Raw genomic sequence first — 25,804 nt, 5'->3', positions numbered from 1 at the left:
TTTCAATGAGTACACAAGAAAAATCTATGGAGGAATTGGTGCAGAAATACAATGTTGCGGCTCCACGGTATACCAGTTATCCGACAGTTCCATTTTGGGACGAGAGCACATTTTCTGCCAAAGCTTGGAAGGATCAAGTATACCATACTTTCCGGCAGTCAAAAGATAAGGGAATGAGCCTATATATCCACCTGCCCTTTTGCGAAAGTCTATGCACATACTGTGGTTGTAATACACGAATCACAAAAAATCATCAGGTTGAACTTCCTTATATTACGGCGCTCCTGAAGGAGTGGGAGATGTATCGGGGTATTTTTAAAGGAGAGAAACTGCTCGTCTCAGAAATACATCTGGGCGGCGGCACACCAACTTTTTTTCAACCGAAAAACTTAAAATTCTTGATTGAGGGGATTCTGAAAGATGTCAATGTCACAGCAGATCGCTCTTTTTCATTTGAAGCGCACCCAGCTAATACCACAACCGAACACCTACAGATTCTTTTCGACCTAGGCTTCCGTCGTCTTAGCTTAGGGATACAGGATTTTGACCCTTTGGTGCAGTTTATGATCAATAGACAACAGACCTTTGAAGAAGTTGAAGCAGTGATGTTGAATGCCAGAGAGATCGGTTTTGAATCCATTAATTTTGATTTGATCTACGGATTGCCGAAGCAGACCCAAGCATCTGTACAGGATACCATTGATAAATCCATGCTGCTCAAGCCTGATCGGATATCTTTTTATAGTTATGCCCATGTCCCTTGGTTGAAACCTGGACAGCGGCATTATACGGAAGCGGATCTGCCAAAGGGCACTGCCAAACTAGCGCTTTATAATCTTGGGAAAAAACTGATTCTGGCACAGGGCTACGCAGATATCGGGATGGACCATTTTTCGAAAAAAGACGATGAGCTCTATCTGGCTTTTCAGGAGGAACGCTTGCACCGTAATTTTATGGGTTATGCGGATCGGTTTAACCCGTTATTAATTGGTCTTGGTGTGTCTTCAATCAGTGACGCTTGGGCTGGTTTCGCACAAAATGTGAAAACAGTTGAGGAATATCATAAGCTGATCGCATCGGGTGTGTTGCCCGTAGTGAAAGGACATATCCTTAATGCGGAAGATCTGGTCATAAGACGTTATATTCTCGATATGATGTGTAAAGGTAAAGTGCAATTGGATCCTGCATCGGATTTAACCGAACAGATTAAAGAGGAATTGTCAATATTGGTTCAGGATGGCTTGGTTAGCATAGAGGGTGAGCTGATTCAATGTACTGCTGTGGGGCGTTCATTTCTACGGAATATTTGTATGGCTTTTGATCAGCGTTTTTTGAAGCTGCGTACCAAAAAGCAATTATTTAGTGAAGCAATTTAATAGGTGATATGGCGGCAATAAAGGAAGAAGTACAACGAATCGAAAAATGTTTCCACTGCGGAGACAGAATCGAAGAAACAGGTTACTGTCTCGATGATCATGATTTTTGCTGCCTCGGATGTCAAACGGTATATCAGGTTTTGCAGGATGGGGGGATGCAACAGTACTACCGTTATAATCAGCATCCGGGGAAATCCAATAAAGAAAAACAAGCGGATTTTTCATATTTGGATGAACCACAGATTGCTACTAAATTAGTTGATTTTAAGGATGATAAAATGACTATCATTACTTTTTATATTCCCGCTATCCATTGTAGCTCATGTATTTGGCTATTGGAAAATCTTTATAAGCTCAATCCAAATGTGCTGCAGTCCCGTGTGGACTTTATGAAAAAACAGGCCAGTATTACCTTTAATCATACTTTACTTCCTCTGAAAGATTTAGTTTACCTCTTAGTGAACATTGGCTATGATCCCAAAATTACTTTGCAGGATGTCGTTAAAGAGGGAAACAAGAATAACCTGAATCCCTTGGTTGCCAAGATTGCAGTAGCAGGATTCTGTTTCGGAAATTCGATGTTATTTAGTTTTCCGGACTACTTTGGTATGGGAGCATTTGAAAAGGAGTATGCGAGTTTTTTCGGTTACATCAATTTAGCTTTTGGCTTGCCAGTTTTGTTGTATTGTGCTTCAGATTACTTTAAGTCCGCGTATGTCAGTTTGAAACAAAAAAGGTTGAATCTGGACGTCCCTTTGGCCTTGGGTATTTTGGTGCTGTTTTTACGTTCGGCTTTCGAAGTAATAACGCAGACTGGAGCTGGTTTTACAGATACTTTGTGTAGCTTGGTGTTCTTTATTCTGATCGGAAAGTGGGTACAGCAGCGGACTTATTATCACATTTCTTTTGAAAGGGATTATCGGAGCTATTTCCCCGTTGCGGTAACCGTGCTTACTGAAAATGGGGACAAACCCGTACAATTGGCCGATATTCATATCGGAGACCGTATCCTTGTTCGCAACAATGAGATTATCCCGGCAGACGCCATATTATTAAAAGGCGATGCAGCAATTGACTTTAGTTTTGTAACCGGCGAATCAAGTCCTGTGAGTAAAACCTTAGGGGAAATTATTTATGCTGGGGGACGTCAGACAGGGGAGGCAATCGAACTGGAGGTCGTAAAGCCAATTTCTCAGTCGTATCTGACCAAATTATGGAATAATGAAAACTATAAAGATTACGATAAGCATTTTCAGACTTTTGTAAACTTTATAAGTAAATATTTTACTGTTGTTTTATTGGCGATCGCTTTCTTTGCAGCGCTTTATTGGGCTGTAGATGGAAGTGCCAACAGGGCCTGGGGAGCTTTTACGGCAGTGCTGATTATTGCGTGCCCTTGCGCATTGGCGTTGAGCTCTCCATTCACCCTATCTGCGGCATTAAGTATTTTCGATCGAAATAAATTTTATGTTAAAAATACCGCTGCAATCGAACAGATGGCAACGATAGACACACTCGTTTTCGACAAAACAGGGACTATTTCTTCGCCCAAAGCAACTTCTATTTATTTTGAAGGAGCACTTACAACGAACGAAAAAAAGTTGCTCAATGCAACATGTCGAAATTCTAGCCATCCGTTAAGCCGTGAGATCGTGAAATGGCTGAATGTGTCATCGGATATTCCGGTGACAAACTTCAAAGAGTTTCCCGGAAAAGGAATGACGGCTGAACTTGCAGGGCAGGTGGTTAAGGTCGGTAGCGCCAATTTTTTGAATATAGGAAAGATCAAGACCGACGGATCTGTCGTATTCGTACGCATCGGTGATGAACTGAAAGGATATTTTACCATGGAGCAGGCCTGGAGAGCAGGCTTGTCGGCATTGATCGAAGATTTCAAACCTCGTTACGACCTGCATCTGATATCGGGAGATAATGACCGACGTCTGGATGCACTAAAATTGATTTTTCCCTCAGCAGCCTGTTTGATATTTAACCAGTCGCCAATGGAAAAACTGGGGCGTATTCAGAAATTTCAGCAGGAAGGAAAACATGTCTGTATGATCGGTGATGGATTGAATGATGCCGGAGCATTGCGTAAAGCTGATTTGGGAATTGCGGTCAGTGATGATATTAATAACTTTTCACCCGGATGTGATGCTATTCTTGACGGAGAGTCGTTTTCAAAACTATCCGATTTCTTTGCTTTTAGTAAAGATGCTGTAAAGGTGATTCACATGAGTTTTGGGATATCTTTACTTTATAATATAATCGGGCTGAGTTTTGCCATTCAGGGGATTATGTCGCCCTTATTTGCGGCAATTTTGATGCCGATAAGTACTGTTACGATCATCTCTTTTACCAGCTTAATGACAAGATGGTATGCAAAACGTCATAAACTATAGTTGTTATGGAAATCATGTACATTCTAATCGGTTGTAGTGTCCTTTTGGCCTTGGTGTTTTTATGCGCTTTTTTCTGGGCGAATAAATCGGGCCAGCACGACGATACTTATACCCCTTCGGTAAGAATTCTGTTTGATGATGAAATAATCGAAGAAGAGGGAAAATAGAGTAGTGTTAACTAAAACGTTATCGTAATTAAATCAATTACTTTTTTTTGTAATTAAGGTTATTATCAATAAAATTGGGGATAAATACCAATTTGAAATAGAAATACATGAGTAATAACCCATTTTCATTAAAAGATAAGGTTGTCGTTATCACGGGAGGTACGGGAATTCTAGGTGAAGCATTTGTGGAAGCACTGGCTGAAGCAGAGGCTAAAGTTGCTATTCTTGGACGTAATCAGCAGACCGGAACAGAGCGTGTGCAACAGGTGGAATCCCTTGGTGGGGAGGCCATGTTTGTAGAAGTAGATATCATGGACGAACAGGATATCAGCAGAGCAAAGGATGAAGTCCTCAATAAATGGGGACGAATAGACGGACTTGTGAATGCTGTTGGCGGAAATATCCCGGGCGCAACAATAGGAGCTGATCAAGATCTGTTTGCAAGCAATATTCAGGACACCATCAAAGCGATTGAGCTGAACCTTTATGGAACAATTATTCCTACACATATTATTGGCCGTGAAATAGCAGAAAGCGGAAAGGGTGTAATCGTAAATATTTCCTCCCTGACTGCAAGCAGGCCCTTCACACGGGTATTAGGATATACCGTTGCTAAACACGGTATTGACGGTTATACAAAATGGATGGCAACGGAACTTGCGCAACGTTACGGTGACCAAGTTCGTGTCAATGCAATTGCTCCGGGTGTCTTCCTGACCAAACAAAACAAAAATCTATTAATAAACTCCGACGGTAGCTATAGTGAACGAACCAAGCGGATACTCAGTGGAACACCTTATAATCGATTGGGAGATCCGCGGGAATTGAAAGGGACTTTGATCTATTTGTTGAGTGATGCCTCAGCATTTGTAACTGGAGAAACGGTTTTTGTGGATGGTGGCTTTAATGCATGGTGTGGCGTTTAACGAAATTTTGAGATGAATAAATTAGAACAAACATGGCGTTGGTATGGTCCCAACGATCCGGTATCCTTACAGGATGTTAAACAGGCCGGTGCAACGGGCATCGTAACGGCATTACATCATATTCCTCATGGGGAAATTTGGCCTCTAGCCGATATTCAGGAACGAAAACGTATTATTGAAGATGCGGGCTTAGTTTGGTCAGTGGTGGAGAGCGTGACGGTTCATGAAGAAATTAAAACAAAAGGACCGAAAGCTGATGAGTATATCGCTAAGTATAACCAGACATTGGCCAACCTCGCCCAGTGTGGTATTAAAACCATCTGCTATAATTTTATGCCAGTGCTGGATTGGACTAGGACACAATTGGATCTATTGATGGCAGATGGTTCAAAGGCACTGTACTTTGATTGGATTGATTTGGCACTCTTCGATATATTTATATTAAAACGAGATGCCGCCCGCACGGAGTATCCCGAAGATGTTGTTAAAGGGGCATCTTTGCGGTTTGAAGAGATTTCGGAACGACAAAAAGATGAATTGGCAAATGTTGTCTTAATGGGAATTCCAGGAGAGAAGAGTGTGGAATTAGAAGCATTGAAAGCAAGTATTGATACCTATAAGCATATTGGAAAAGATGGTTTGCGCGATAATTTGGTTTATTTTCTTCGGGGAATCGCGGCAACCTGTGAGGAGAATGGTGTATGCATGACCATTCACCCTGATGATCCACCGTACTCTATTTTAGGTTTGCCTCGCATTGCCAGTAATGGTGAGGATTTTGACTATTTTCTGAATGAAGTTCCACAACAATTCAATGGCGTTTGTTTTTGTACGGGATCCTTGGGAGCTAGTCAAACAAATGATTTGCCAGCAATCTTGGAAAATATCAAGGGGCGGGTAAACTTTGTTCACTTACGAAATGTGAAGAAAGATGCGATCGGGAGTTTTTACGAGGCGGATCATTTGGATGGTGATGTCAATATGTATAAAATAATGAAGATCTTGGTTGCTGAAAACCAGTTGAGATCTACAGCTATTCCATTCAGGCCAGATCATGGGCATCAGATGCTGGATGATCTTAATAAGGTGACGAATCCGGGCTATTCTGCTATTGGACGATTGAGAGGCTTAGCCGAATTGCGGGGCCTGGAATATGGTATTGCCGGTGAATAATACCAGAAGGACAAATTTAATTAACGATCTATAACGTTCCACTGGAGCGTTTATACAAAATAGCCGAGAAATTGGAGGTATTGTTCTTCCTGTTTCCCGGCTGTTTTTATTTTTAAGTGAGGCTGTATCAAAAGTCAATTTTTTGATTTTGTCTCCAAATAAACTTCTGCAATTTCACTCAAAATTAAATCCGATAATGCACCAACAAAATCTAATTCTGATTTTCAAAAGAGTATTTTAATGAATGATATAGCTTCATATAATGACAAAAATTATAAAGAAGATTTGCGGATAATGAGCTGTGTCGGAAGCTCTATCGTTTCAAATTCATGTATTGGTCTCGTTTGGTTAATGGTGGCGATTAATTTATTTGTTGCCAATTCGCCAATTTCGGTAGCTGGCTGTACAACTGTGGATAGCGCCGGATTTAACGAGGCGGCAATTTGCGTATTTGAAAAACCGATAACGGCAACCTGAAACGGGACCTCAATCTGCAGTTCAGCTAAAATGCCCAATGTTCTGGTTGTAATAACATCTGTTGCTCCAAAAATCGCATCTATATTCTTGTTCTCAATATATTCCCGAATTACAATTTCTTTTATCGTTCGATCTATATCGGTGGTATTATTAAGGCTGCATTCGATATAATGGTTTTTATTGAATGGAATATCCGCATCTGATAAGGCCGATTTGAAACCATTTAATCGTTCGGCTGCAACACCCAGGTTCTTTCCTGTGATATGTAAAATGTTTTTTTTGCCTTGTTCGATGAGATGTTTTGTAGCGTTATATGCGCCTTGAAAATTATTGACCCCAACTTTGAAGGTATCGAGCTGGTGATTGATGCGGTCAAAAATAACAACAGGTATCTGCGATTTGATTAATGCTTTCAGTTCATCAATGTTTGAATCCGAGGAGACCGGAGATATCATTAAGCCATCAACGCCTCGCATGCGCAAAACGTCAATACAATTTTTTTCGATCCGTTCGTCTTCCCGACTTTGCATGAAAATAACATCAAATACAGTCTGCTGAGAGGCTATTTGAATTCCATCCAGGATTTGTGAAACGAATGTATTGCTAATATTGGATACAACAACCCCTATGGTATTGGATTTTCCTATTTTCAAGCTCCGCGCTAATTTATTTGGATGGAAATTATGCTTTTTGGCATATTCCTGAACTATCTTTTTAGTCGCTTCACTTATTTCGTAGCTGTCTGATAATGCTTTGGAAACCGTCGAAACAGAAATATTGAGTGCCAAGGCTATATCTTTCAGGGTAGTTCTGCTCATCGCTTTGATGGTTATTTTAAGAAGATAAATCTACACAAAAAAATAGATAAAAATGCTTTTATCTTTATAAAGAACCATTAGTTGAAGGCTGACTGATAACACTCAAGTCAGAGTATATCGCGCTATTTGGTCTTTATCCAGGGTTTATCCGGTCTTCATTCGGTCCCGAAAGCCGCTCTAAGCACTGTTTAAGCGGATTTGCGGCATACTGCCACAGGGCTTGCTGCGTATAGACACGTACTCATCTCGGACTCAACACGGATTCAGGGTGTATTGCGGCTAAATAAAAAGTACCTACATATCACCTTAAACCTGCGGGGGCGTGAAACAACGACTGTTCCACTGCATCGTTAAATTAAAGCATTCCCAGTGCGATGCTGAACCTCCCGACTTCTTTTTATCTGGTTATAGCTATTTATAGCGAGTTGTCTTCGTGTTTCGAGCGTTGTTGCGGAGGTTTTCGGTTGCAGTTCGGGTCAGCGTTGGCCCCCGGTCGGGGCATGCAGGGGGCAATGTTCGTCCTCGGAACGCCATCTGTCCGTGATGGTGGCGGGGTGAGTACAGGGTAATAGTCGGAGGCAACACGGACGCGGCACGCTGGCAGACCGAAGCTGTCCACAAGCTGTCCCGAATGTTCCCCGAAGCTACGCCGACCCCGCCCGGACCCTAGCAGGGAGCAGGTGGGGAGGGGACAGGAGGTTTCCACAGGCTCTTCCCGGAATCCGGAGCCTCATCCCCGAACGAGGGGCATGATCTCCCCTAAATAAAGAAGAGTTCTGCACTTCTTATTCCTTAGTGTAGCTTTTCTTTATATTTAGCCTAGTATTAAATTAGGTTTAGTTTAGGTCCTACCTATACTATACCTAAACTAAACCTAAACAAACCCTAACTAAACCCTAACTAAAAGAATAAGAAAGTACAGTTATGAAAGGGGTTATTCCGCAGTCCTGTGATCAGCCCTTTTTCCCACCCTCTGCAGCTCCCACGGCCAGAACGCAAAAAGAATCTTCCATATTGACAGCCAGTTAGCGGCAAAATGAAAATAATAAGAACAAAAGTCTTGGAAGTTTGTTATTAAACTCCCTATCTTTGCACCACTCCGCAAGGGAGGGACGGTTACCGCGAGAGCAGGTGTCCATGAAAAAAGAAGGGTTTAATGAGAGTTCGGCAGGATTTAAAATCCCGCTGAGTTTATTTTAAACGCGGAAATCGGAAAAAGAGAAAAGAAAAAAAACTTCAAAAGTTTTTTGGAAGTTCCGAAAAGATTTCTACCTTTGCAGTCCCAACGAAAACGAAGGGAAACAAATAAGATAAAGACGGCGCAATGCCATCGGAATATAGCGGATACGGAAGTTGAAGCGAGAGAAGTTCTTTAAGAAAACACAATCATGTAAGCGTGACGGGTAGACAGACGAAAGTCGAAAGTCATGAACAAATTCAAGAATAGTTCAATTCGGTCCAAGATCAGAGATATAAAAAAAGAATTCTGATTATTATAAATAGTTGGAATCAAAAACTTCATTTTACAATGGAGAGTTTGATCCTGGCTCAGGATGAACGCTAGCGGCAGGCCTAATACATGCAAGTCGGACGGGATTTAACTTAAAGCTTGCTTTAAGTTAATGAGAGTGGCGCACGGGTGCGTAACGCGTGAGCAACCTACCTCTATCAGGGGGATAGCCTCTCGAAAGAGAGATTAACACCGCATAACATCAACAGTTCGCATGTCCGGTTGATTAAATATTTATAGGATAGAGATGGGCTCGCGTGACATTAGCTAGTTGGTAGGGTAACGGCTTACCAAGGCGACGATGTCTAGGGGCTCTGAGAGGAGAATCCCCCACACTGGTACTGAGACACGGACCAGACTCCTACGGGAGGCAGCAGTAAGGAATATTGGTCAATGGGCGGAAGCCTGAACCAGCCATGCCGCGTGCAGGATGACTGCCCTATGGGTTGTAAACTGCTTTTGTCCAGGAATAAACCCAGATACGAGTATCTGGCTGAATGTACTGGAAGAATAAGGATCGGCTAACTCCGTGCCAGCAGCCGCGGTAATACGGAGGATCCGAGCGTTATCCGGATTTATTGGGTTTAAAGGGTGCGTAGGCGGCCTGTTAAGTCAGGGGTGAAATACGGTGGCTCAACCATCGCAGTGCCTTTGATACTGACGGGCTTGAATCCATTTGAAGTGGGCGGAATAAGACAAGTAGCGGTGAAATGCATAGATATGTCTTAGAACTCCGATTGCGAAGGCAGCTCACTAAGCTGGTATTGACGCTGATGCACGAAAGCGTGGGGATCGAACAGGATTAGATACCCTGGTAGTCCACGCCCTAAACGATGATAACTCGATGTTGGCGATAGACCGCCAGCGTCCAAGCGAAAGCGTTAAGTTATCCACCTGGGGAGTACGCCCGCAAGGGTGAAACTCAAAGGAATTGACGGGGGCCCGCACAAGCGGAGGAGCATGTGGTTTAATTCGATGATACGCGAGGAACCTTACCCGGGCTTGAAAGTTAGTGAAGGATGCAGAGACGCATCCGTCCTTCGGGACACGAAACTAGGTGCTGCATGGCTGTCGTCAGCTCGTGCCGTGAGGTGTTGGGTTAAGTCCCGCAACGAGCGCAACCCCTATGTTTAGTTGCCAGCATGTGATGGTGGGGACTCTAAACAGACTGCCTGCGCAAGCAGAGAGGAAGGTGGGGACGACGTCAAGTCATCATGGCCCTTACGTCCGGGGCTACACACGTGCTACAATGGATGGTACAGCGGGCAGCTACATAGCAATATGGTGCTAATCTCTAAAAGCCATTCACAGTTCGGATTGGGGTCTGCAACTCGACCCCATGAAGTTGGATTCGCTAGTAATCGCGTATCAGCAATGACGCGGTGAATACGTTCCCGGGCCTTGTACACACCGCCCGTCAAGCCATGAAAGTTGGGGGTACCTAAAGCATGTGACCGCAAGGAGCGTGTTAGGGTAAAACCGATAATTGGGGCTAAGTCGTAACAAGGTAGCCGTACCGGAAGGTGCGGCTGGAATACCTCCTTTCTAGAGTATCGCGGACCGGTACTCGTCACGTTACATATGATTGAAAAAGAATAAAACATCAGAAGAAAGTGCCCGCCCCGGATGGAGCGGTCCCTGAGAGAGATAGATGAACAGAATAGCTAGTCCCGTAGCTCAGTTGGTTAGAGCACTACACTGATAATGTAGGGGTCAGCAGTTCAAATCTGCTCGGGACTACGAAATTAAAAAGGGGAATTAGCTCAGCTGGCTAGAGCACCTGCCTTGCACGCAGGGGGTCAACGGTTCGAATCCGTTATTCTCCACGTTCTTAGTACATAGTATCAAGTATTTAGTATGAAGATGACGGTATAGCGATATATAGGAGTCTAAATACTAACATCTAACTACTGGTTACTAAAAAAAGAGTTCTTTGACATATTGAAAGAGAAAAAAAATTACAAGAGAAGACAACAGTAGAGACAATACGTGTATGTGTCTGATGTAAAGAGGAGACCCCCGGTGAATGCCGGACGAATCTTTGCGTAGCATACGGGTATATATATCAAAAGCAGCCGCATAGTAGCAAAAGGCTATGCCGGTGAAGAAAGTAAATAAGGGCACACGGGGGATGCCTAGGCTCTCAGAGGCGAAGAAGGACGTGATAAGCTGCGATAAGCTCTGGGGATCGGCAAATGCGACTTGATCCAGAGATTTCCGAATGGGGCAACCTGACTATTTGAAGAATAGTCGTATAAAACGCGAACGCGCTGAACTGAAACATCTAAGTAGGCGTAGGAGAAGAAAATAACAATGATTTCCCAAGTAGTGGCGAGCGAACGGGAAAGAGCCCAAACCGATCATGTTACGGCATGGTCGGGGTTGTAGGACCACGAGATTGTACAATGCTATGAACTGGAAGCAGGTGGGAAACTGCGCGACAAGGGTGAGAGCCCCGTACAGGTAAAGAATATTGGCATAGTGGTATCCTGAGTACCGCGGGACCGGAGAAATCCTGTGGGAATCCACCAGCACCATCTGGTAAGGCTAAATACTCCTGAGAGACCGATAGTGAACCAGTACCGTGAGGGAAAGGTGAAAAGAACCCCGAACAGGGGAGTGAAAAGAACCTGAAACCGTGTGCTTACAAGCGGTTGGAGCAGAGAGATTCTGTGACAGCGTGCCTTTTGCATAATGAGCCTACGAGTTACTCTTGTCTGGCAAGGTTAAGTCCTTCAGGGACGCAGCCGAAGCGAAAGCGAGTCTTAATAGGGCGCATAGTCAGATGAGGTAGACGCGAAACCTTGTGATCTACCCTTGGGCAGGTTGAAGTTGCAGTAACATGTAATGGAGGACCGAACCGATAAACGTTGAAAAGTTTCCGGATGACCTGAGGGTAGGGGTGAAAGGCCAATCAAACTGGGAAATAGCTCGTACTCCCCGAAATGTTTTTAGGAACAGCGTCGGCATGGAGTCTGATAGAGGTAGAGCTACCGATTGGGTGCGGGGGAGTCAAATCCTACCAAATCCAGACGAACTCCGAATGCTATCAGATATGGCCGGCAGTGAGGCTTTGGGTGCTAAGGTCCAAGGCCGAGAGGGAAAGAACCCAGACCATCAGCTAAGGTCCCCAAATCCGTTCTAAGTTGAACTAACGAGGTCCGGTTGCCCAGACAGCTAGGATGTTGGCTTGGAAGCAGCCATTCATTTAAAGAGTGCGTAACAGCTCACTAGTCGAGCGGCCGGGCGTGGATAATAAACGGGCATCAAGAACGGTACCGAAGCTATGGATTTGCATTGAAAGATATGCATCTGGTAGGGGAGCATTCCATCGCCGGGGAAGCACAGTGGTAATGCTGTGTGGAGGTTATGGAAAAGCAAATGTAGGCATAAGTAACGATAAGGCGGGTGGGAAACCCGCCCACCGAAAGACCAAGGTTTCCTGATCAACGTTAATCGGATCAGGGTCAGTCGGGACCTAAGGCGCACCCGAAAGGGGCAAGCCGATGGACAACTGGTTAATATTCCAGTACTCTTGATAACTGCGATGTGGTGACGGAGTAGTGACACTGCCGCGAACTGACGGAATAGTTCGTTGAAAGGCGTAGGTATTGGAGTTGTAGGCAAATCCGCAACTCTAGCTGAAACCCAATAGTACAGCAAAGCTCCGGTGGCGCTGATAGAGCAGGTAAACAGACTTCCAAGAAAACCCGCTAAGCTTCAGGTTATGAAGACCCGTACCGCAAACCGACACAGGTGGTCGAGGAGAGAATCCTAAGGTGCTCGAGTGAGTCATGGCTAAGGAACTCGGCAAAATGGCCCTGTAACTTCGGGAGAAGGGGCGCTGTCTCAGTGATGAGCAGCCGCAGTGAAAAGGCCCAGGCGACTGTTTAACAAAAACATATGGCTTTGCAAAATCGCAAGATGAAGTATAAGGCCTGACACCTGCCCGGTGCTGGAAGGTTAAGAGGGGATGTCATCGCAAGAGAAGCATTGAATCGAAGCCCCAGTAAACGGCGGCCGTAACTATAACGGTCCTAAGGTAGCGAAATTCCTTGTCGGGTAAGTTCCGACCTGCACGAATGGTGTAACGATCTGGGCGCTGTCTCAGCCATGAGCTCGGTGAAATTGTGGTATCGGTGAAGACGCCGATTACCCGCAACGGGACGGAAAGACCCCATGCACCTTCACTATAGCTTAACATTGAGATTGGGTACAGGATGTGTAGGATAGGCGGGAGATATTGAAGTGGCTTCGCCAGGAGTCATGGAATCACCCTTGAAATACCGCCCTTTCTGTATCCGGTTTCTAACTCCATCATGTGGAGGACATTGTTTGGTGGGTAGTTTGACTGGGGTGGTCGCCTCCAAAAAGGTAACGGAGGCTTTCAAAGGTAAGCTCAGTACGCTTGGTAACCGTACGCGGAGTGCAATGGCATAAGCTTGCTTGACTGTGAGACCGACAAGTCGAACAGGGTCGAAAGACGGACATAGTGATCCGGTGGTTCTGTATGGAAGGGCCATCGCTCAAAGGATAAAAGGTACGCTGGGGATAACAGGCTGATCTCCCCCAAGAGCTCATATCGACGGGGAGGTTTGGCACCTCGATGTCGGCTCGTCACATCCTGGGGCTGGAGAAGGTCCCAAGGGTTGGGCTGTTCGCCCATTAAAGTGGCACGCGAGCTGGGTTCAGAACGTCGCGAGACAGTTCGGTCCCTATCTGTTGTGGGCGTTGGAAGTTTGAGTGGATCTGACCTTAGTACGAGAGGACCGGGTTGGACAGACCTCTGGTGAACCTGTTATGCCGCCAGGTGTACGGCAGGGTAGCTACGTCTGGAATAGATAAGCGCTGAAAGCATCTAAGTGCGAAACTAGCCACGAGATGAGACTTCCTAATAGGGTCGTAGGAGATGACTACGTTGATAGGCCATAGGTGTAAAGGTTGAGAGACCAAAGCCGAGTGGTACTAATAGCCCGAAGCTTTCTCAAGCAGACAGACACTGTTGTCTTCCTCTTTAATTTTTGAAACGAAAAAAGAATAAAAAAGAAACAGAACTCTTTCAATATATATGTCAATATAGTGTGAGCTATAGGATGGGTATACACTTTCAGAGGAAAGTCTAAATACTCATGTCTGACAGCTTGATACTATAAAAAAACTTTAGGTGCCTATATCGGCGGTGTCTACCTCTTCCCATTCCGAACAGAGCAGTCAAGCCCGCCAGAGCCGATGGTATTGCCGTAACAGGTGGGAGAGTAGGTCGGTGCCTTTTTTTACACGGAAGCCCTTGCTGGAAACAGTCAAGGGCTTCTTTCGTTTACATACTTCCCATAAGATTCCAGAGAACAATGGCTAGGCCAATGTTATTGCTGCTCTTACCATAGTGATCTTAAATTGAAAGAACCTCTATAATTTGAATCTTTCCTGAATAGGAATAGAGCAGCAGATTTAAGCAAATACCAGTGACCTCCTGCTGCCGATAGTGCTACCCAGAAATACAATGCATTTATATACTGGGTCTAGCATTGATAGCCATTGGATGTTCCCATTCGAACGATGAAAATAACCTTATTGAATGCTGCCTTAATCGGAAGAAAATATACCTACTTCTTCTATGAATGTGATAACCGTCACTTTTGATCTCAGAATGGATAGCGTGAACTACTGTGCTATTCATTGTTGTTGTTTAAATGGCTTAAAATCAAGTATTACGTAACGGATATTCGATATTTGACCCAATAAAGTAAAGTGACGTACATCACTTTTGTACGCATTCTCTATCATTAGATTGTCATAAAATGCTGCTTAATTTTGATTCAGAATCAACAATTTAAGTAATGCAGTTAGAGCAATTTAATTACGACAATAGAATTGTCAGAAATTTCGGAATCGCTACCATTATTTGGGGGATAGTTGGTATGACCATAGGATTGCTTGTGGCGACGCAGCTTGTTTGGCCTCAAATGAACTTCGGGTTGCAGTATACCACGTTTGGCCGCGTACGCCCGGTGCATACCAACGCCGTGATATTCGCTTTCGTAGGTAATGGTATTTTTATGGGAGTCTATTACTCCTTGCAGCGGGTACTTAAAGCAAGAATGTTTAGTGATGCTTTAAGTAAGCTCCATTTTTGGGGTTGGCAGTTAATTATTGTCGCCTCGGCCATCACTCTTCCGCTAGGACTTACTTCAAGTCATGAGTATGCCGAAATGGAGTGGCCAATTGATATCGCAATCACTCTTATTTGGGTGGTGTTTGGCATCAATATGTTTGGTACAATTATCAAAAGGCGTGAACGTCATATGTACGTCGCAGTTTGGTTCTATATTGCCACATTTGTTACGGTAGCGGTATTACATATCGTTAACTCCATTCAACTGCCGGTAGCAGGATGGAAAAGCTACTATGTTTACAAAGGTGTACAAGATGCACTTGTGCAGTGGTGGTATGGCCATAATGCTGTAGCATTTTTCCTGACTACGCCTTACTTGGGAATGATGTATTACTTTTTGCCGAAAATGGCTAATCGCCCGGTTTATTCCTATAAATTAAGTATTCTGCACTTTTGGTCATTGATCTTTATTTATATCTGGGCCGGACCTCACCATTTGTTATATACAGCATTACCAAGTTGGGTTCAGTCCCTTGGCGTAGTATTTTCGATTATGCTGATTGCACCAAGTTGGGGCGGTATGATAAACGGTCTGTTGACACTGCGCGGTGCCTGGGATAAAGTACGGACTGAACCTATGTTGAAATTTATGGTCGTCGCACTGACCTGTTACGGTATGGCAACGTTTGAAGGACCGATGCTGTCTTTGAAGCAGGTAAATGCGATTGCACACTTTACCGATTGGATCGTTGCGCACGTACACGTTGGTGCATTGGGCTGGAATGGTTTTATGACATTCGGTATCCTTTATTGGCTAATCCCACGTATTTATAAAACAGAACTTTACTCGAAGAAATTAGCCTCCACGCACTTTTGGATCGGTACACTTGGAATTCTATTTTACGCTATTCCGATGTATTGGGCAGCAGTTGTACAAGGGCTAATGTGGAAAGAGTTTACACCAGAAGGGGTTTTGAAATATCCAAACTTCTTAGCAACAACATTGGAAATTCTACCAATGCATATGATGAGAGCTTTAGGTGGGGCGCTTTATTTATCAGGTGTCTTCCTGATGACGTTCAACCTGATTAAGACCATGAAGCAAGGGAAGTTGCTGGCCAATGAGCCTGCCGAAGCACCAGCTCTATTACCGGTTCAGGTCAATGAGCAGTCCCAGCACCGTCGTCTTGAGCGTAAACCTATATTGTTCATGGTATTGGCGCTTATCGCGATTCTGATCGGTGGTATGGTTGAGATGGTTCCTACATTTACCATTTCCAAAAACGTACCGACAATTGCAAGTGTGAAGCCTTATACAGCACTGGAACTGCAAGGACGTGACCTTTATGTCAGAGAGGGCTGTGTCAATTGTCATACACAAACAATCCGTCCGTTTAGATCGGAGACTGCCCGTTATGGTGAATATAGCAAAGCTGGCGAATATGTATACGATACACCATTCTTATGGGGATCGAAACGTACCGGGCCTGATTTGCATCGTATTGGTTCCAAATATCCAAATAAATGGCATTTTGATCATCTTTTGGACCCAACCATAACTTCTCCGGGAAGTATTATGCCTTCTTATCCTTGGCTAATAGACCAGCAGTTGGATAACTCTATTTTGAAAGATAAAATGGAGGCTCTCCGCAAACTAGGAATTCCCTATACGGATGCGGCGATAGCAAATGCGGAACAAGATCTGCATAAACAGGCGCAAAAAATTGCGGACGATCTGAAACAGAATCAAGTCAATGTATTGGCCGATCGCGAAATTATAGCAGTAATCGCTTATTTACAACGATTGGGAACGGATATAAAAGCAGCTCCGAAAGCGGCTGAGGATGTTAACGTAATTCAATAAGACTATGTTTAAACAAATCACAAATTTGAACGGAAGTGAGCTTTACCTTATTGTATCACTTTGGATATTCCTGATTTTTTTTATTTCGGTCGCAATCATGTTGTTTCGCATGAAAAAGGACTATGTAAACTATATGAAGGAGCTGCCTTTGGAGGAGGAAACTGAAAAGGAAACGAATCATTCACCTGAAAGTATATAGTATATGAGTTTATTATTAGATACTGCGCCTGCCACCGTAGAAGTCATTCAGCCTTCCTGGGGTTTTGGTACGGATAATTTATACACAGATATCTTAATTATCGTATTGATAATCGTGATGTTGGCCCTTCTGGCCTCGGCATTGATGGTCAACCGCGCAATGAAATCCATCATTAAGATTACGATGCCTGAATTGGTCAAAGAAGAAGAACTCAAGAAATTAGCCAATAGGGGATGGTTGAAACGATCTTGGAACAAGATCATGGGAATAAGACCTATCTCTGAAGAAAAGGACATAGTCATCGATCACGAATACGATGGTATCCGCGAACTGGACAATCCCATTCCAATCTGGTTTAATTTTTTATTCTATGGGACGATCTTCTTTGGGGTGGTCTACTTATTCATCTATCAGGTTTCTGGGATCGGTATGAACCAGGACCAGGAGTATGCACATGAAATGGTTGTCGCAGAAAAGGAAAGACAAGCGTATCTAGCTGCTTCTGCCAGCAATGTTGATGAAAATACTGTTGAATTTGAGCCAGACATGGCGGTTGAAGGAAAAGCAATATTCGCTGCAAACTGTGTCGCCTGTCATGGTGGAAACGGGGAGGGCGGTATTGGCCCCAACTTGACAGATAAATTTTGGTTGCATGGCGGTGAGATTAAAGATCTCTTTAAAACTATTAAGTATGGTGTTCCGGATAAAGGAATGGTGCCTTGGGAGCAAACTTTAAGCCCTGCGCAAATTGCACAGGTGGCAAGTTATATTGTTACGCTGAGAGATACACATCCTGCCAATCCAAAAGAACCACAAGGAGAAGAGGTAACCTACGGAAATGCTGAGGATACAGCAAAAGCAAATGATGGTGCCGGGAAAGAAAAAAAAGCTGAATAGTTAATCAAGATTGAAATGAGTACAGTAGTAGTTAATAATGCCAATAATGGTGGATCTAAGTCAAAAAAGAGACAGTGGATCTATGCTAAAAAACCGCAGGGAGCACTTTATAGAAAGAGACAGTGGGTTGGTTATACACTGCTACTGTTCTTATTTGTAGCTCCTTTCATCAAGGTAAATGGCGAACCGTTCTTAATGTTTAATATTATTGAACGGAAATTTTCGATTCTAGGAAACCTTTTTTACCCCCAGGACCTCTATATATTTGTTTTTGGGATGTTGATCATTATGGTCTGCGTAGTGCTATTTACAGTGGTCTTTGGACGTGTCTGGTGTGGATGGACATGTCCACAGACAATTTTTCTTGAACTCATCTTCAGGAGAATTGAATATTGGATTGAAGGGGATTGGCAACAACAAAAAAAATGCGATGAAGGTCCTGATACCGATCAGAAACAGATGAAGAAGCTATTAAAGCATGGCATATTTCTGATTATCTCGTTTTTTATATCAAACATCTTTTTAGCTTATATCATCGGTTCGGATGCATTGATTAAAATTATCACCGACCCATTGGATCAGCATATTGCCGGCTTAATCTCCATCATCGTATTCACACTGGTATTTTATGCTGTATTTGCCTACATCAGAGAAATTGTCTGCATTGCAATTTGTCCCTATGGAAGATTGCAAGGCGTCCTCCTGGATGATCAAAGTATTACAGTAGCCTACGATCATAGACGTGGTGAACCCAGAGGAAAGCAACAAAAAGGTACTTCTACTTCACGGGGGGACTGCGTGGACTGCAAACTCTGTGTGCACGTTTGTCCAACAGGAATTGATATCCGTAAAGGCCTACAATTGGAATGCGTGAGCTGTACAGCATGTATCGATGCCTGTGATGCTGTCATGGAAAAAATCGGGAAACCCAAAAAGCTGATCGGTTTTTACCCAATGGGGGAGATTGAAGGTACGCTCAAGAAGAAAAGCAATATCCGGGCGGTGGCATACTCCATTGTCTTGGTGGCGCTGATGTCGGTATTTGGTTTTTTGCTGTTCAATCGCTCCCTTGTTGATGGCCGGTTGTTGCGGGCAAAAGGAAGTACCTACCAGCTTCGGGACGATAAGACAATCAGTAATCTTTACGCCCTGGAATTAATTAATAAATCAGGCAAGGAGATGCCTTTTCGATTAGTATGCGAGGATCCGAAACTCAAAATTCAATTGGTTAATCCCATCCAAAAGCTTGGTAAAGATGGACACGCGACTTTAAGCTTCTTTCTGATTATCGCAAACAAGGACGTCGAAACATATAAAAGTAATATCAAATTATCTATCTATTCAGGAGATAAAAAAGTTGAAAGCTTAAAAACAACTTTTATTGCTCCTCCCGGGATGAATTAAAAAATAGAACAATGAATTGGGGTACAAAAATTTTTTTAATCTTAGCGGTATTTATGTTGTGCATCGTTGCGGTTGGATTTTACATGGTCACTCAAGATACGGACAGCTTAGAAGAAGACGATTATTATGAACAAGGCTTGAACTACGATCAGGCTTATGAAAAAAAACAGAATGTATTGAGCATGAAAGAGATGCCGACGGTTGCGCTCAGAAAAGACACACTTTACATACATTTTGTATCGAAAGTAAACAAAGGAAAGCTATTGTTTCGTAAACCATCGGATAGTAAGCTAGATAGGGAGCTGCCATTCCAGACAACGGATAATCTGCTGGTATTGCCTATTTCCACATTCGACAAAGGGATGTGGAATTTATATGTGGACTGGAAAAGCGAAGGCAAGGATTTTTTATTTGAGGAGCATATTTTATTTTAAAACGGGAGTATGAACTATACCTATTTTGCATTCTTTATGGGCTTATTTGGAAGCATACACTGTGCTGTCATGTGTGGTCCTCTAATTTTTGCGATTGAGGGTCGGCGAGAGCTGAATTGGTGTATTTTTCTAAATAAAGTACTGTATCAATTAGGCCGGGTTTTGACTTATGGTAGCCTGGGATTTCTTCTGGGAACCATTGGTACATTTGCACAAATTCAGGGCTGGCAACGTGCATTGAGCTGGATCACAGGGATAATACTGGTGCTGATTGCTGTCTTTCAGCTCGTAGGGAAGAACAATCGTACCCTCGCCCGCTTGCAGACTCGTTCCGTGCAGCCCTTTGTCAGACTTCTGTCGAAATGGTTGTATAGACCGGGGGGAAGTTTTGTTGCGGGAATTTTAAACGGATTATTACCTTGTGGTATGGTATATATGGCTTTAATGTCCGCAATGAATGCCGACAGTCCGCAACAGAGTTTTCTATTTATGTTGTGTTTTGGATTGGGGACAATTCCACTGTTGTTTTTGTTTTCCTTTTTAGGGAACTTCTCCAGAGCTTTCAAAATTGGCTTTTCAAAATGGGTGCCTTTTTTATATTTCCTACTCGGAATCTGGTTTATACTTAGAGGAGCGAACTTAAATATCCCTTATTTAAGTCCTCTTATCCATATTGAAGGTACAATAAACTGTGCTTAAGGGGAAACAATTTGTCGGCGCTAAGTATTATATTTGATACTAAACTTAGCGCATCATATGGAGGTACTTCATCATATTTTACAAATTGCTTTACAATATTACTGGATTCCCTTACTTATCTTATATATTGGTGTAATCGGCACCATCTTGATTGAAAACCGAAACCCTGCCAAAACGATCGCTTGGATTATGGTGATTGTTTTTCTGCCTGTAATCGGTCTGCTCAGTTATTATTTCTTTGGCCAAAAATTTAAGAAAGTTAAAAAAATGAAGCGGATGTACCGTGAGCAGTCAAAAAAATTACTTGATGCCTGGCGTAAGGAATCGGAAATTATGGAGGAACATATTGATACCCTGAACGAACGCATAGGTAGTTTGGCTATGGTCTATAGGTACCTAAAAAACCAGAAAATATCCACATTTTCCCTAAATAACGACGTGACATTGTTTATTAATGGCGAGGAAAAATTTCCGGTATTGATTCAGCAATTGAAAGACGCAAAACATTCCATTCATATGGAGTACTATATTTGGGAAATGGATGAGGTCGGACGCGAAATATTACAAATTCTAGAAGAGAAAGCAAAAGCAGGAGTGACAGTGCGTTTGATCCTGGACAGTTTTGGTGCTCCTGATGTAATTAAATATTTACATCGACATAAGCCGGATTTCCTTTTTGAGGCTTTTCTTCCTGTTACATTCACTTCATTAGCCAATAGTAATTATCGAAATCACCGAAAGATTGCGGTCATCGATGGAAAGGTTGGTTTTATCGGTGGAATCAATATTTCAGACCGCTATATCAATAATGGAAAAAATGATATTTATTGGCGTGATACTGCGATGATGATTATCGGTGCAGCCGTAAATACCTTACAGATTCAATTTTGGAATAGCTGGAATCAAACGGACGCGGAATCATTTGAATTAGGTAAAGGCTATTTAAATAGATTTCCGATTGCTGATGAAGACGCGAGTGGTGTTGGCTTTACAGCGAGCGATCCCGGTTCCCCGGCTCCATTCAATATGGAGGCAATTATTGCCGGGATCAATGAAGCGAAGGAATATGTGCAGTTGTGTACACCCTATTTTATTCCGAGTGATGAATTGACAACTGCCTTGATGCTGGCGGTTTCTTCAGGGGTTCGCGTTGATCTGATGTTGCCGGCAAAATCCGATTCCTTTTTTGTACAGCATGCGTCTTTTTCCTTTATTAAACCACTGCTTGAAAGGGGAGTAAATGTATACCTTTACACCAAAGGATTTCTACATGCCAAAACGATCTGTATCGATGGTAAACTAGCCTATGTGGGTACTACGAACCTGGATATTAGAAGCTTTTACATCAATTTTGAGATATCGGGAATTGTCTCTGACAAAGCGTTATGTGAACGTCTGAACAATCAATTTCTTGCGGATATTGAAGCTTCGGACTTAATTACAATTCGTAAATGGATGCAAAGAAGCCGCTGGAAACGGGGGGTCGATTCCATCTGCCGTTTATTGGCGCCTTTACTTTAGCAGTTTGCCTGAATGCAGGTATAATGATATAATAAATGTTAAAAATGCCGTAATAGGGCTGGCCTTTGGGTAAAATTGAATATATTTAGCTATTCTTTTTTTAATTCTAAGACTTTCAATGAAGCACATAAAACTATTGACTTTATCGATAGGGATTTTAGGAGTTGGGTCAACGTATGCTCAGACTGTACCTACATTACCTATTAATACGATCGTAGAACGCGTTCAAAAATATTTCCAGGGTTACCCGACAGAGAAAGTACACCTGCATTTCGATAAGCCCTATTATGCCGTGGGAGATACATTATGGTTTTCTACTTATTTATCACGGAATCTTCCAGAATACGAGCCGAGTAAAATTGCCTATGTGGAAGTTTTGAATAGTCGTGATTCGCTTATTCAGACCTTTAGAATTCCGCTGGACAAAGGTGTCGGAAATGGACAGATGGTGCTTGATCCACAGTTCATGGTGCAGGATAACTATCGTTTCAGAGCTTATACCAAATGGATGTCAAATTTTGACGCTGCTTACTTCTTCAATAAAATTGTTCCAATAGGTGATGTGATCAATAAGAAATTGGCCACAAATATTGAATTTCAGAATAATCTCGGTGGAAATAAAAGCCAGGCTGTCATACAGTTCAGGGACCGAACAGGCAAGCCGATGATTAATTCAAAGATCAATTGGGAATTTGTGTCGGGATGGGAAACTGTCGATAAAGGCAAAGGTGAAACGGATGCGATGGGGAAGGTGACGATCAATCTATCGGTAAAAGAGAAGGCTAATCTGGAGAAAGGCCAATTAAAAGTGAGTATCCAGGAAAATAAAAATGAAAAGCCGCTGTCCAGTTCTTTTCTGCTGAAAAATGCCCTCTGGGATGCGGATGTGCAATTTTTTCCTGAGGGTGGAGACTTAATTGCCGGACTTGCCAAAAAGGTGGCTTTTAAAGCTGTGGGATCTGATGGCAAGAGTCTGAAAGTAAAAGGTTCAATTCTCGATTCAAAAGGAAAATCTGTTGCAGAATTCGAAGATTTTGGATCGGGAATGGGGTATTTCTCCTTGTTGCCTTTAGCTGGAGAAAACTACCAGGCAGTCATCAAATTTGACAATGGACAGGAACGTAAATATAAGCTTCCGGCTGTTGCTAATGATAAGACAAATGTTGTATTTGTCAAGCAGGATGAAACAAATGCCGAATTTGCTGTTGTGACTAGCGAGGATAATTTTTCGAAAAATCCTGCTCAATCTTATTATGTATTGGTTCAGTCGAATGGTCATCTCTGTTTTGGGGCTCAGGTTAATCTAAAATCTTCATCTGCGCTGGTCAATATTCCAAAAGAAAGATTACCTAACGGTATCGTTCAGGTCACTTTAATGACTCCTGACGGCAAACCTGTAAGCGAGCGTCTGGCATTTGTACAGAGTGAGAAATTACTCAACATTCAGGTCGCCAGCGACAAACAAAGTTATAAGGCGAAAGATCTGGTTAATTTAAAACTTTCCGTTGATAATAATGGACAGAAATATCCAGGCAGTTATTCCGTTTCAGTAATTGATGAGTCTAAGGTCCCTTATAATGACCAGGCTGACCTCTCCATTGTGAGTAATTTTCTGTTGACTTCGGATCTGAAAGGGAATGTCGAAAACCCGAATGCTTATTTTGACGAAAAAAATCCAAACCGCGAAAAGGCCTTGGATGCCTTATTAATGACACAGGGGTATCGCCGTTTTGATTATCCTGCATTAATCGCTGAAAAGTTACCTCCGATTAGTTTTCTTCCTGAACAGGGGATCGAGTTATCGGGGATTCTGCGCATGAATACCGGTCGTCCATATCCAAATGGGGGCCTGTTGTTGTCTGTACCTTCACGGAATATCAAAAAGGATGTTTACACCGATCAAAATGGCCGATTTACATTCAAAGACCTTGTTTTTCCTGATTCATCTAAAGTGACCGTAAATGCGCGGTCAAATGATAATTATCGGAGTCTGGTGATCAATATGGATCAGAGTTATTATCCCGAAATAGATAAGAATAATGGTTATAAAAGCTATTTTGTTCCCAATATCGACCAAGCAATAGCGCCTTATCTGGATAATAGCAGAAAAGAGTATCGAAAATCTATTCTGTTGGATGAAGTAGAGGTGACGGGAGTTCAGAAAAAGGTCATCACCAATAAGGATTTTCCATCTATTTCGGGTTTGTCTATGCCTGAACATCGTATCGAGCCAGAACGCTTAACAGGATGTAATGTATTGACTATGTGTCTGCAGACTGTTTTAACGGGAATTACTTATGATCCCCAAACATTGAAATATTATGTTTCGCGTGATTACAATGCTGGTGGACGTACACCTGTTCAGTTTTTCCTAAATGGTATGGCCATAGACGAACCTGGATTGAACAGTATAAATGTCGCAGATATCGAGGGAATAGAAATCTTTTTGCGTGACGAATTGGGTACGGTATCGAGAATGTATCAAAACAATGGTGTTGTCTCTATTTATACTAAGAAAGTGGAGGCCAAGAAACCTCGGATGGCTTTGAGTGAAATTGAGAAACTCCTGCCAAAATCGAATGTTATAGACATGTTCCCGCTAGGCTATGTTAAAGAACGTAAGTTCTACACGCCGAAATATGATACACCAGAGCGAAAATCGGCAAATGACCTGCGGACCACCATTTATTGGAATCCAAAGGTAACGGTAACCGAGACAGGGGAGGCCACCGTCCAATTCTACAATGCGGATGGAAACGGCAATTATAAAGTGATTGTCGAAGGGATGGACCAGACGGGTAATATTGGTCGAAAAGTGATCAACTATCGCGTGCAACCCTAATGAGATTGAGCTTACCAATAGAAACGCTGTTCTTTGAAAAGAGCAGCGTTTTTTTATAACAAAAAAACACCTCCTTGATGGGCAAGGAGGTGCAAACTAACCAATTATAAACCTAAATTATGAAAAGTATTTTGTCGCTTTTGAAAGCGTTTAGCTTCTTATTTGTAAAGTGTATTTCAAATCCTATGCCAAATTGATTCTGGGTCTATCTGGCAGTTATTTCTAACAGAAATGTTATAAATAGATCAAGTAAATGCAAATGGCAAGCTGCTGTTTTTTGATCGGAGGGATCGATAGATACCCGGTAGAAGAATGAGATGGCTATTGGGGGGTGTATCCCTAGCCTTGATTATGCGAGTGACCTTGTTGATCCAGATGATAATAACATTGCCTACAGCGTGGTTCATAGGCTTCCTTTTCACCGAGTAGTACGGTTTGTGTGTCATCTGTGAGCCGATAAGAATAATTCGCTGGAGCGCCGCATTGCATGCATACTGCGTGAACTTTGGTGACATGTTCAGCAACTGCCATCAAACTTGGTATTGGACCGAAGGGTTGACCTTTATAATCCATATCCAATCCGGCAATAATTACACGAATTCCACTGTTTGCCAATTTGACACATACTTCTGTCAATCCGTCATCAAAAAATTGGGCTTCATCTATGCCAACAACTTGGGTAGCCGAACTCAATAGCAGGATTGCCGAAGAATTTTCAACCGGAGTAGAGGGGATACTATTGCTGTCGTGGGAAACGACCAATTTTTCATCATATCGTTTATCGACCGCAGGCTTGAAAATTTCAACGTTTAGCCGCGCATATTGTGCCCGTTTTAGCCTGCGTATCAATTCTTCGGTTTTGCCAGAAAACATTGATCCACAGATAACCTCAATACTTCCATATCGAGCTGGTCTCAATGTCAGATTATGTTCGGAAAAAAGCATTTGATTAAATTATTTTTTTCGGATGGCCAGCAAATAAG

At 42.8% G+C, this 25,804-nt stretch carries 15 protein-coding genes, 2 tRNA genes and 3 rRNA genes; 18 read left to right on the top strand and 2 right to left on the bottom strand.

Going from position 1 to position 25,804, the window contains the following annotated elements; translation table 11 throughout:
* The first annotated feature begins 5 nt into the window (after positions 1-5).
* The 5 genes from hemN (at position 6) to uxuA (ending at position 6,044) form a co-directional block, all read left to right on the top strand.
* The gene (gene hemN / locus ABTV71_RS20425) at positions 6-1,376 is read left to right on the top strand and encodes an oxygen-independent coproporphyrinogen III oxidase (protein WP_433900856.1); all 1,371 of its coding nucleotides are present in this window, start codon (positions 6-8) and stop codon (positions 1,374-1,376) included.
* Positions 1,377-1,384: 8 nt separating this feature from the next.
* The gene (locus tag ABTV71_RS20420) at positions 1,385-3,778 is read left to right on the top strand and encodes a heavy metal translocating P-type ATPase (RefSeq protein WP_433900855.1); all 2,394 of its coding nucleotides are present in this window, start codon (positions 1,385-1,387) and stop codon (positions 3,776-3,778) included.
* A 5-nt stretch (positions 3,779-3,783) separates the two neighbouring features.
* The gene (gene ccoS, locus ABTV71_RS20415) at positions 3,784-3,945 is read left to right on the top strand and encodes a cbb3-type cytochrome oxidase assembly protein CcoS (protein ID WP_121127391.1); all 162 of its coding nucleotides are present in this window, start codon (positions 3,784-3,786) and stop codon (positions 3,943-3,945) included.
* 107 nt (positions 3,946-4,052) lie between these two features.
* Entirely contained in the window at positions 4,053-4,871 is an 819-nt protein-coding gene (locus tag ABTV71_RS20410; RefSeq protein WP_121127390.1) for an SDR family oxidoreductase, read from the top strand.
* A 12-nt stretch (positions 4,872-4,883) separates the two neighbouring features.
* Positions 4,884-6,044, top strand: a complete 1,161-nt coding sequence (uxuA, locus tag ABTV71_RS20405; RefSeq protein ID WP_433900854.1) for a mannonate dehydratase — start codon at positions 4,884-4,886, stop codon at positions 6,042-6,044.
* 272 nt (positions 6,045-6,316) lie between these two features.
* On the opposite strand, the gene ABTV71_RS20400 is transcribed toward uxuA, so the two are convergent.
* The gene (locus ABTV71_RS20400; RefSeq protein WP_121127388.1) at positions 6,317-7,339 is read right to left on the bottom strand and encodes a LacI family DNA-binding transcriptional regulator; all 1,023 of its coding nucleotides are present in this window, start codon (positions 7,337-7,339) and stop codon (positions 6,317-6,319) included.
* Between the two features lie 1,525 nt (positions 7,340-8,864).
* On the opposite strand from ABTV71_RS20400, the gene ABTV71_RS20395 reads away from it, so the two are divergent.
* From ABTV71_RS20395 to ABTV71_RS20335, 13 genes are all read left to right on the top strand, one after another.
* A 16S ribosomal RNA gene (locus ABTV71_RS20395) occupies positions 8,865-10,394 on the top strand.
* Positions 10,395-10,515: 121 nt separating this feature from the next.
* Positions 10,516-10,589 (top strand) — tRNA-Ile (locus ABTV71_RS20390).
* Between the two features lie 12 nt (positions 10,590-10,601).
* A tRNA-Ala gene (locus ABTV71_RS20385) sits at positions 10,602-10,675 on the top strand.
* Between the two features lie 278 nt (positions 10,676-10,953).
* Positions 10,954-13,837 (top strand): 23S ribosomal RNA (locus ABTV71_RS20380).
* A gap of 172 nt (positions 13,838-14,009) precedes the next feature.
* Positions 14,010-14,121 (top strand): 5S ribosomal RNA (rrf, locus tag ABTV71_RS20375).
* The 16S, 23S and 5S rRNA genes sit together here with 2 tRNA genes alongside, the layout of an rRNA operon.
* 565 nt (positions 14,122-14,686) lie before the next feature.
* On the top strand, positions 14,687-16,825 hold the full coding sequence (ccoN, locus tag ABTV71_RS20370; protein ID WP_433900853.1) for a cytochrome-c oxidase, cbb3-type subunit I: 2,139 nt from the start codon (positions 14,687-14,689) through the stop codon (positions 16,823-16,825).
* Between the two features lie 4 nt (positions 16,826-16,829).
* Positions 16,830-17,024 (top strand): hypothetical protein, encoded by a 195-nt coding sequence (locus ABTV71_RS20365; RefSeq protein WP_108632970.1) that lies wholly within the window; start codon positions 16,830-16,832, stop codon positions 17,022-17,024.
* A 3-nt stretch (positions 17,025-17,027) separates the two neighbouring features.
* Positions 17,028-17,921 carry a cbb3-type cytochrome c oxidase N-terminal domain-containing protein gene (locus ABTV71_RS20360; RefSeq protein WP_433900852.1) on the top strand — a complete coding sequence of 298 codons (894 nt, stop codon included), beginning with the start codon at positions 17,028-17,030 and terminating at the stop codon, positions 17,919-17,921.
* A gap of 15 nt (positions 17,922-17,936) precedes the next feature.
* On the top strand, positions 17,937-19,325 hold the full coding sequence (ccoG, locus tag ABTV71_RS20355; RefSeq protein WP_433900851.1) for a cytochrome c oxidase accessory protein CcoG: 1,389 nt from the start codon (positions 17,937-17,939) through the stop codon (positions 19,323-19,325).
* A gap of 11 nt (positions 19,326-19,336) precedes the next feature.
* A complete protein-coding gene (locus tag ABTV71_RS20350) occupies positions 19,337-19,759 on the top strand; it encodes a FixH family protein (protein ID WP_433900850.1) in 423 nt (140 codons plus the stop codon).
* Positions 19,760-19,768: 9 nt separating this feature from the next.
* Positions 19,769-20,458: a sulfite exporter TauE/SafE family protein gene (locus ABTV71_RS20345; RefSeq protein WP_121124063.1), complete on the top strand. Its 690-nt coding sequence runs from the start codon at positions 19,769-19,771 to the stop codon at positions 20,456-20,458.
* A gap of 57 nt (positions 20,459-20,515) precedes the next feature.
* A complete protein-coding gene (gene cls, locus ABTV71_RS20340; RefSeq protein WP_121124061.1) occupies positions 20,516-21,979 on the top strand; it encodes a cardiolipin synthase in 1,464 nt (487 codons plus the stop codon).
* Positions 21,980-22,097: 118 nt separating this feature from the next.
* Positions 22,098-24,821, top strand: coding sequence for a carboxypeptidase-like regulatory domain-containing protein (locus ABTV71_RS20335; RefSeq protein ID WP_433900849.1), 2,724 nt, complete (start codon positions 22,098-22,100; stop codon positions 24,819-24,821).
* A gap of 339 nt (positions 24,822-25,160) precedes the next feature.
* On the opposite strand, the gene ABTV71_RS20330 is transcribed toward ABTV71_RS20335, so the two are convergent.
* Complete coding sequence (locus ABTV71_RS20330) at positions 25,161-25,766, bottom strand: thymidine kinase (protein ID WP_433900848.1); 606 nt, start codon at positions 25,764-25,766, stop codon at positions 25,161-25,163.
* Positions 25,767-25,804 lie beyond the last annotated feature (38 nt).

Origin of the sequence: Sphingobacterium puteale (genome assembly GCF_050986225.1) — a bacterium.
In the GTDB taxonomy this organism is placed as follows: Bacteria; Bacteroidota; Bacteroidia; order Sphingobacteriales; family Sphingobacteriaceae; genus Sphingobacterium; species Sphingobacterium puteale.
Note: the sequence above shows the minus strand (reverse complement) of the source record. Positions and strands in the feature narration are given on the sequence as shown.

Coding starts and splice junctions, on each gene's coding strand:
- hemN (WP_433900856.1), top strand. CDS start 6: ATGAGTACACAAGAAAAATCTATGGAGGAATTGGTGCAGAAATACAAT.
- ABTV71_RS20420 (WP_433900855.1), top strand. CDS start 1,385: ATGGCGGCAATAAAGGAAGAAGTACAACGAATCGAAAAATGTTTCCAC.
- ccoS (WP_121127391.1), top strand. CDS start 3,784: ATGGAAATCATGTACATTCTAATCGGTTGTAGTGTCCTTTTGGCCTTG.
- ABTV71_RS20410 (WP_121127390.1), top strand. CDS start 4,053: ATGAGTAATAACCCATTTTCATTAAAAGATAAGGTTGTCGTTATCACG.
- uxuA (WP_433900854.1), top strand. CDS start 4,884: ATGAATAAATTAGAACAAACATGGCGTTGGTATGGTCCCAACGATCCG.
- ABTV71_RS20400 (WP_121127388.1), bottom strand. CDS start 7,339: ATGAGCAGAACTACCCTGAAAGATATAGCCTTGGCACTCAATATTTCT.
- ccoN (WP_433900853.1), top strand. CDS start 14,687: ATGCAGTTAGAGCAATTTAATTACGACAATAGAATTGTCAGAAATTTC.
- ABTV71_RS20365 (WP_108632970.1), top strand. CDS start 16,830: ATGTTTAAACAAATCACAAATTTGAACGGAAGTGAGCTTTACCTTATT.
- ABTV71_RS20360 (WP_433900852.1), top strand. CDS start 17,028: ATGAGTTTATTATTAGATACTGCGCCTGCCACCGTAGAAGTCATTCAG.
- ccoG (WP_433900851.1), top strand. CDS start 17,937: ATGAGTACAGTAGTAGTTAATAATGCCAATAATGGTGGATCTAAGTCA.
- ABTV71_RS20350 (WP_433900850.1), top strand. CDS start 19,337: ATGAATTGGGGTACAAAAATTTTTTTAATCTTAGCGGTATTTATGTTG.
- ABTV71_RS20345 (WP_121124063.1), top strand. CDS start 19,769: ATGAACTATACCTATTTTGCATTCTTTATGGGCTTATTTGGAAGCATA.
- cls (WP_121124061.1), top strand. CDS start 20,516: ATGGAGGTACTTCATCATATTTTACAAATTGCTTTACAATATTACTGG.
- ABTV71_RS20335 (WP_433900849.1), top strand. CDS start 22,098: ATGAAGCACATAAAACTATTGACTTTATCGATAGGGATTTTAGGAGTT.
- ABTV71_RS20330 (WP_433900848.1), bottom strand. CDS start 25,766: ATGCTTTTTTCCGAACATAATCTGACATTGAGACCAGCTCGATATGGA.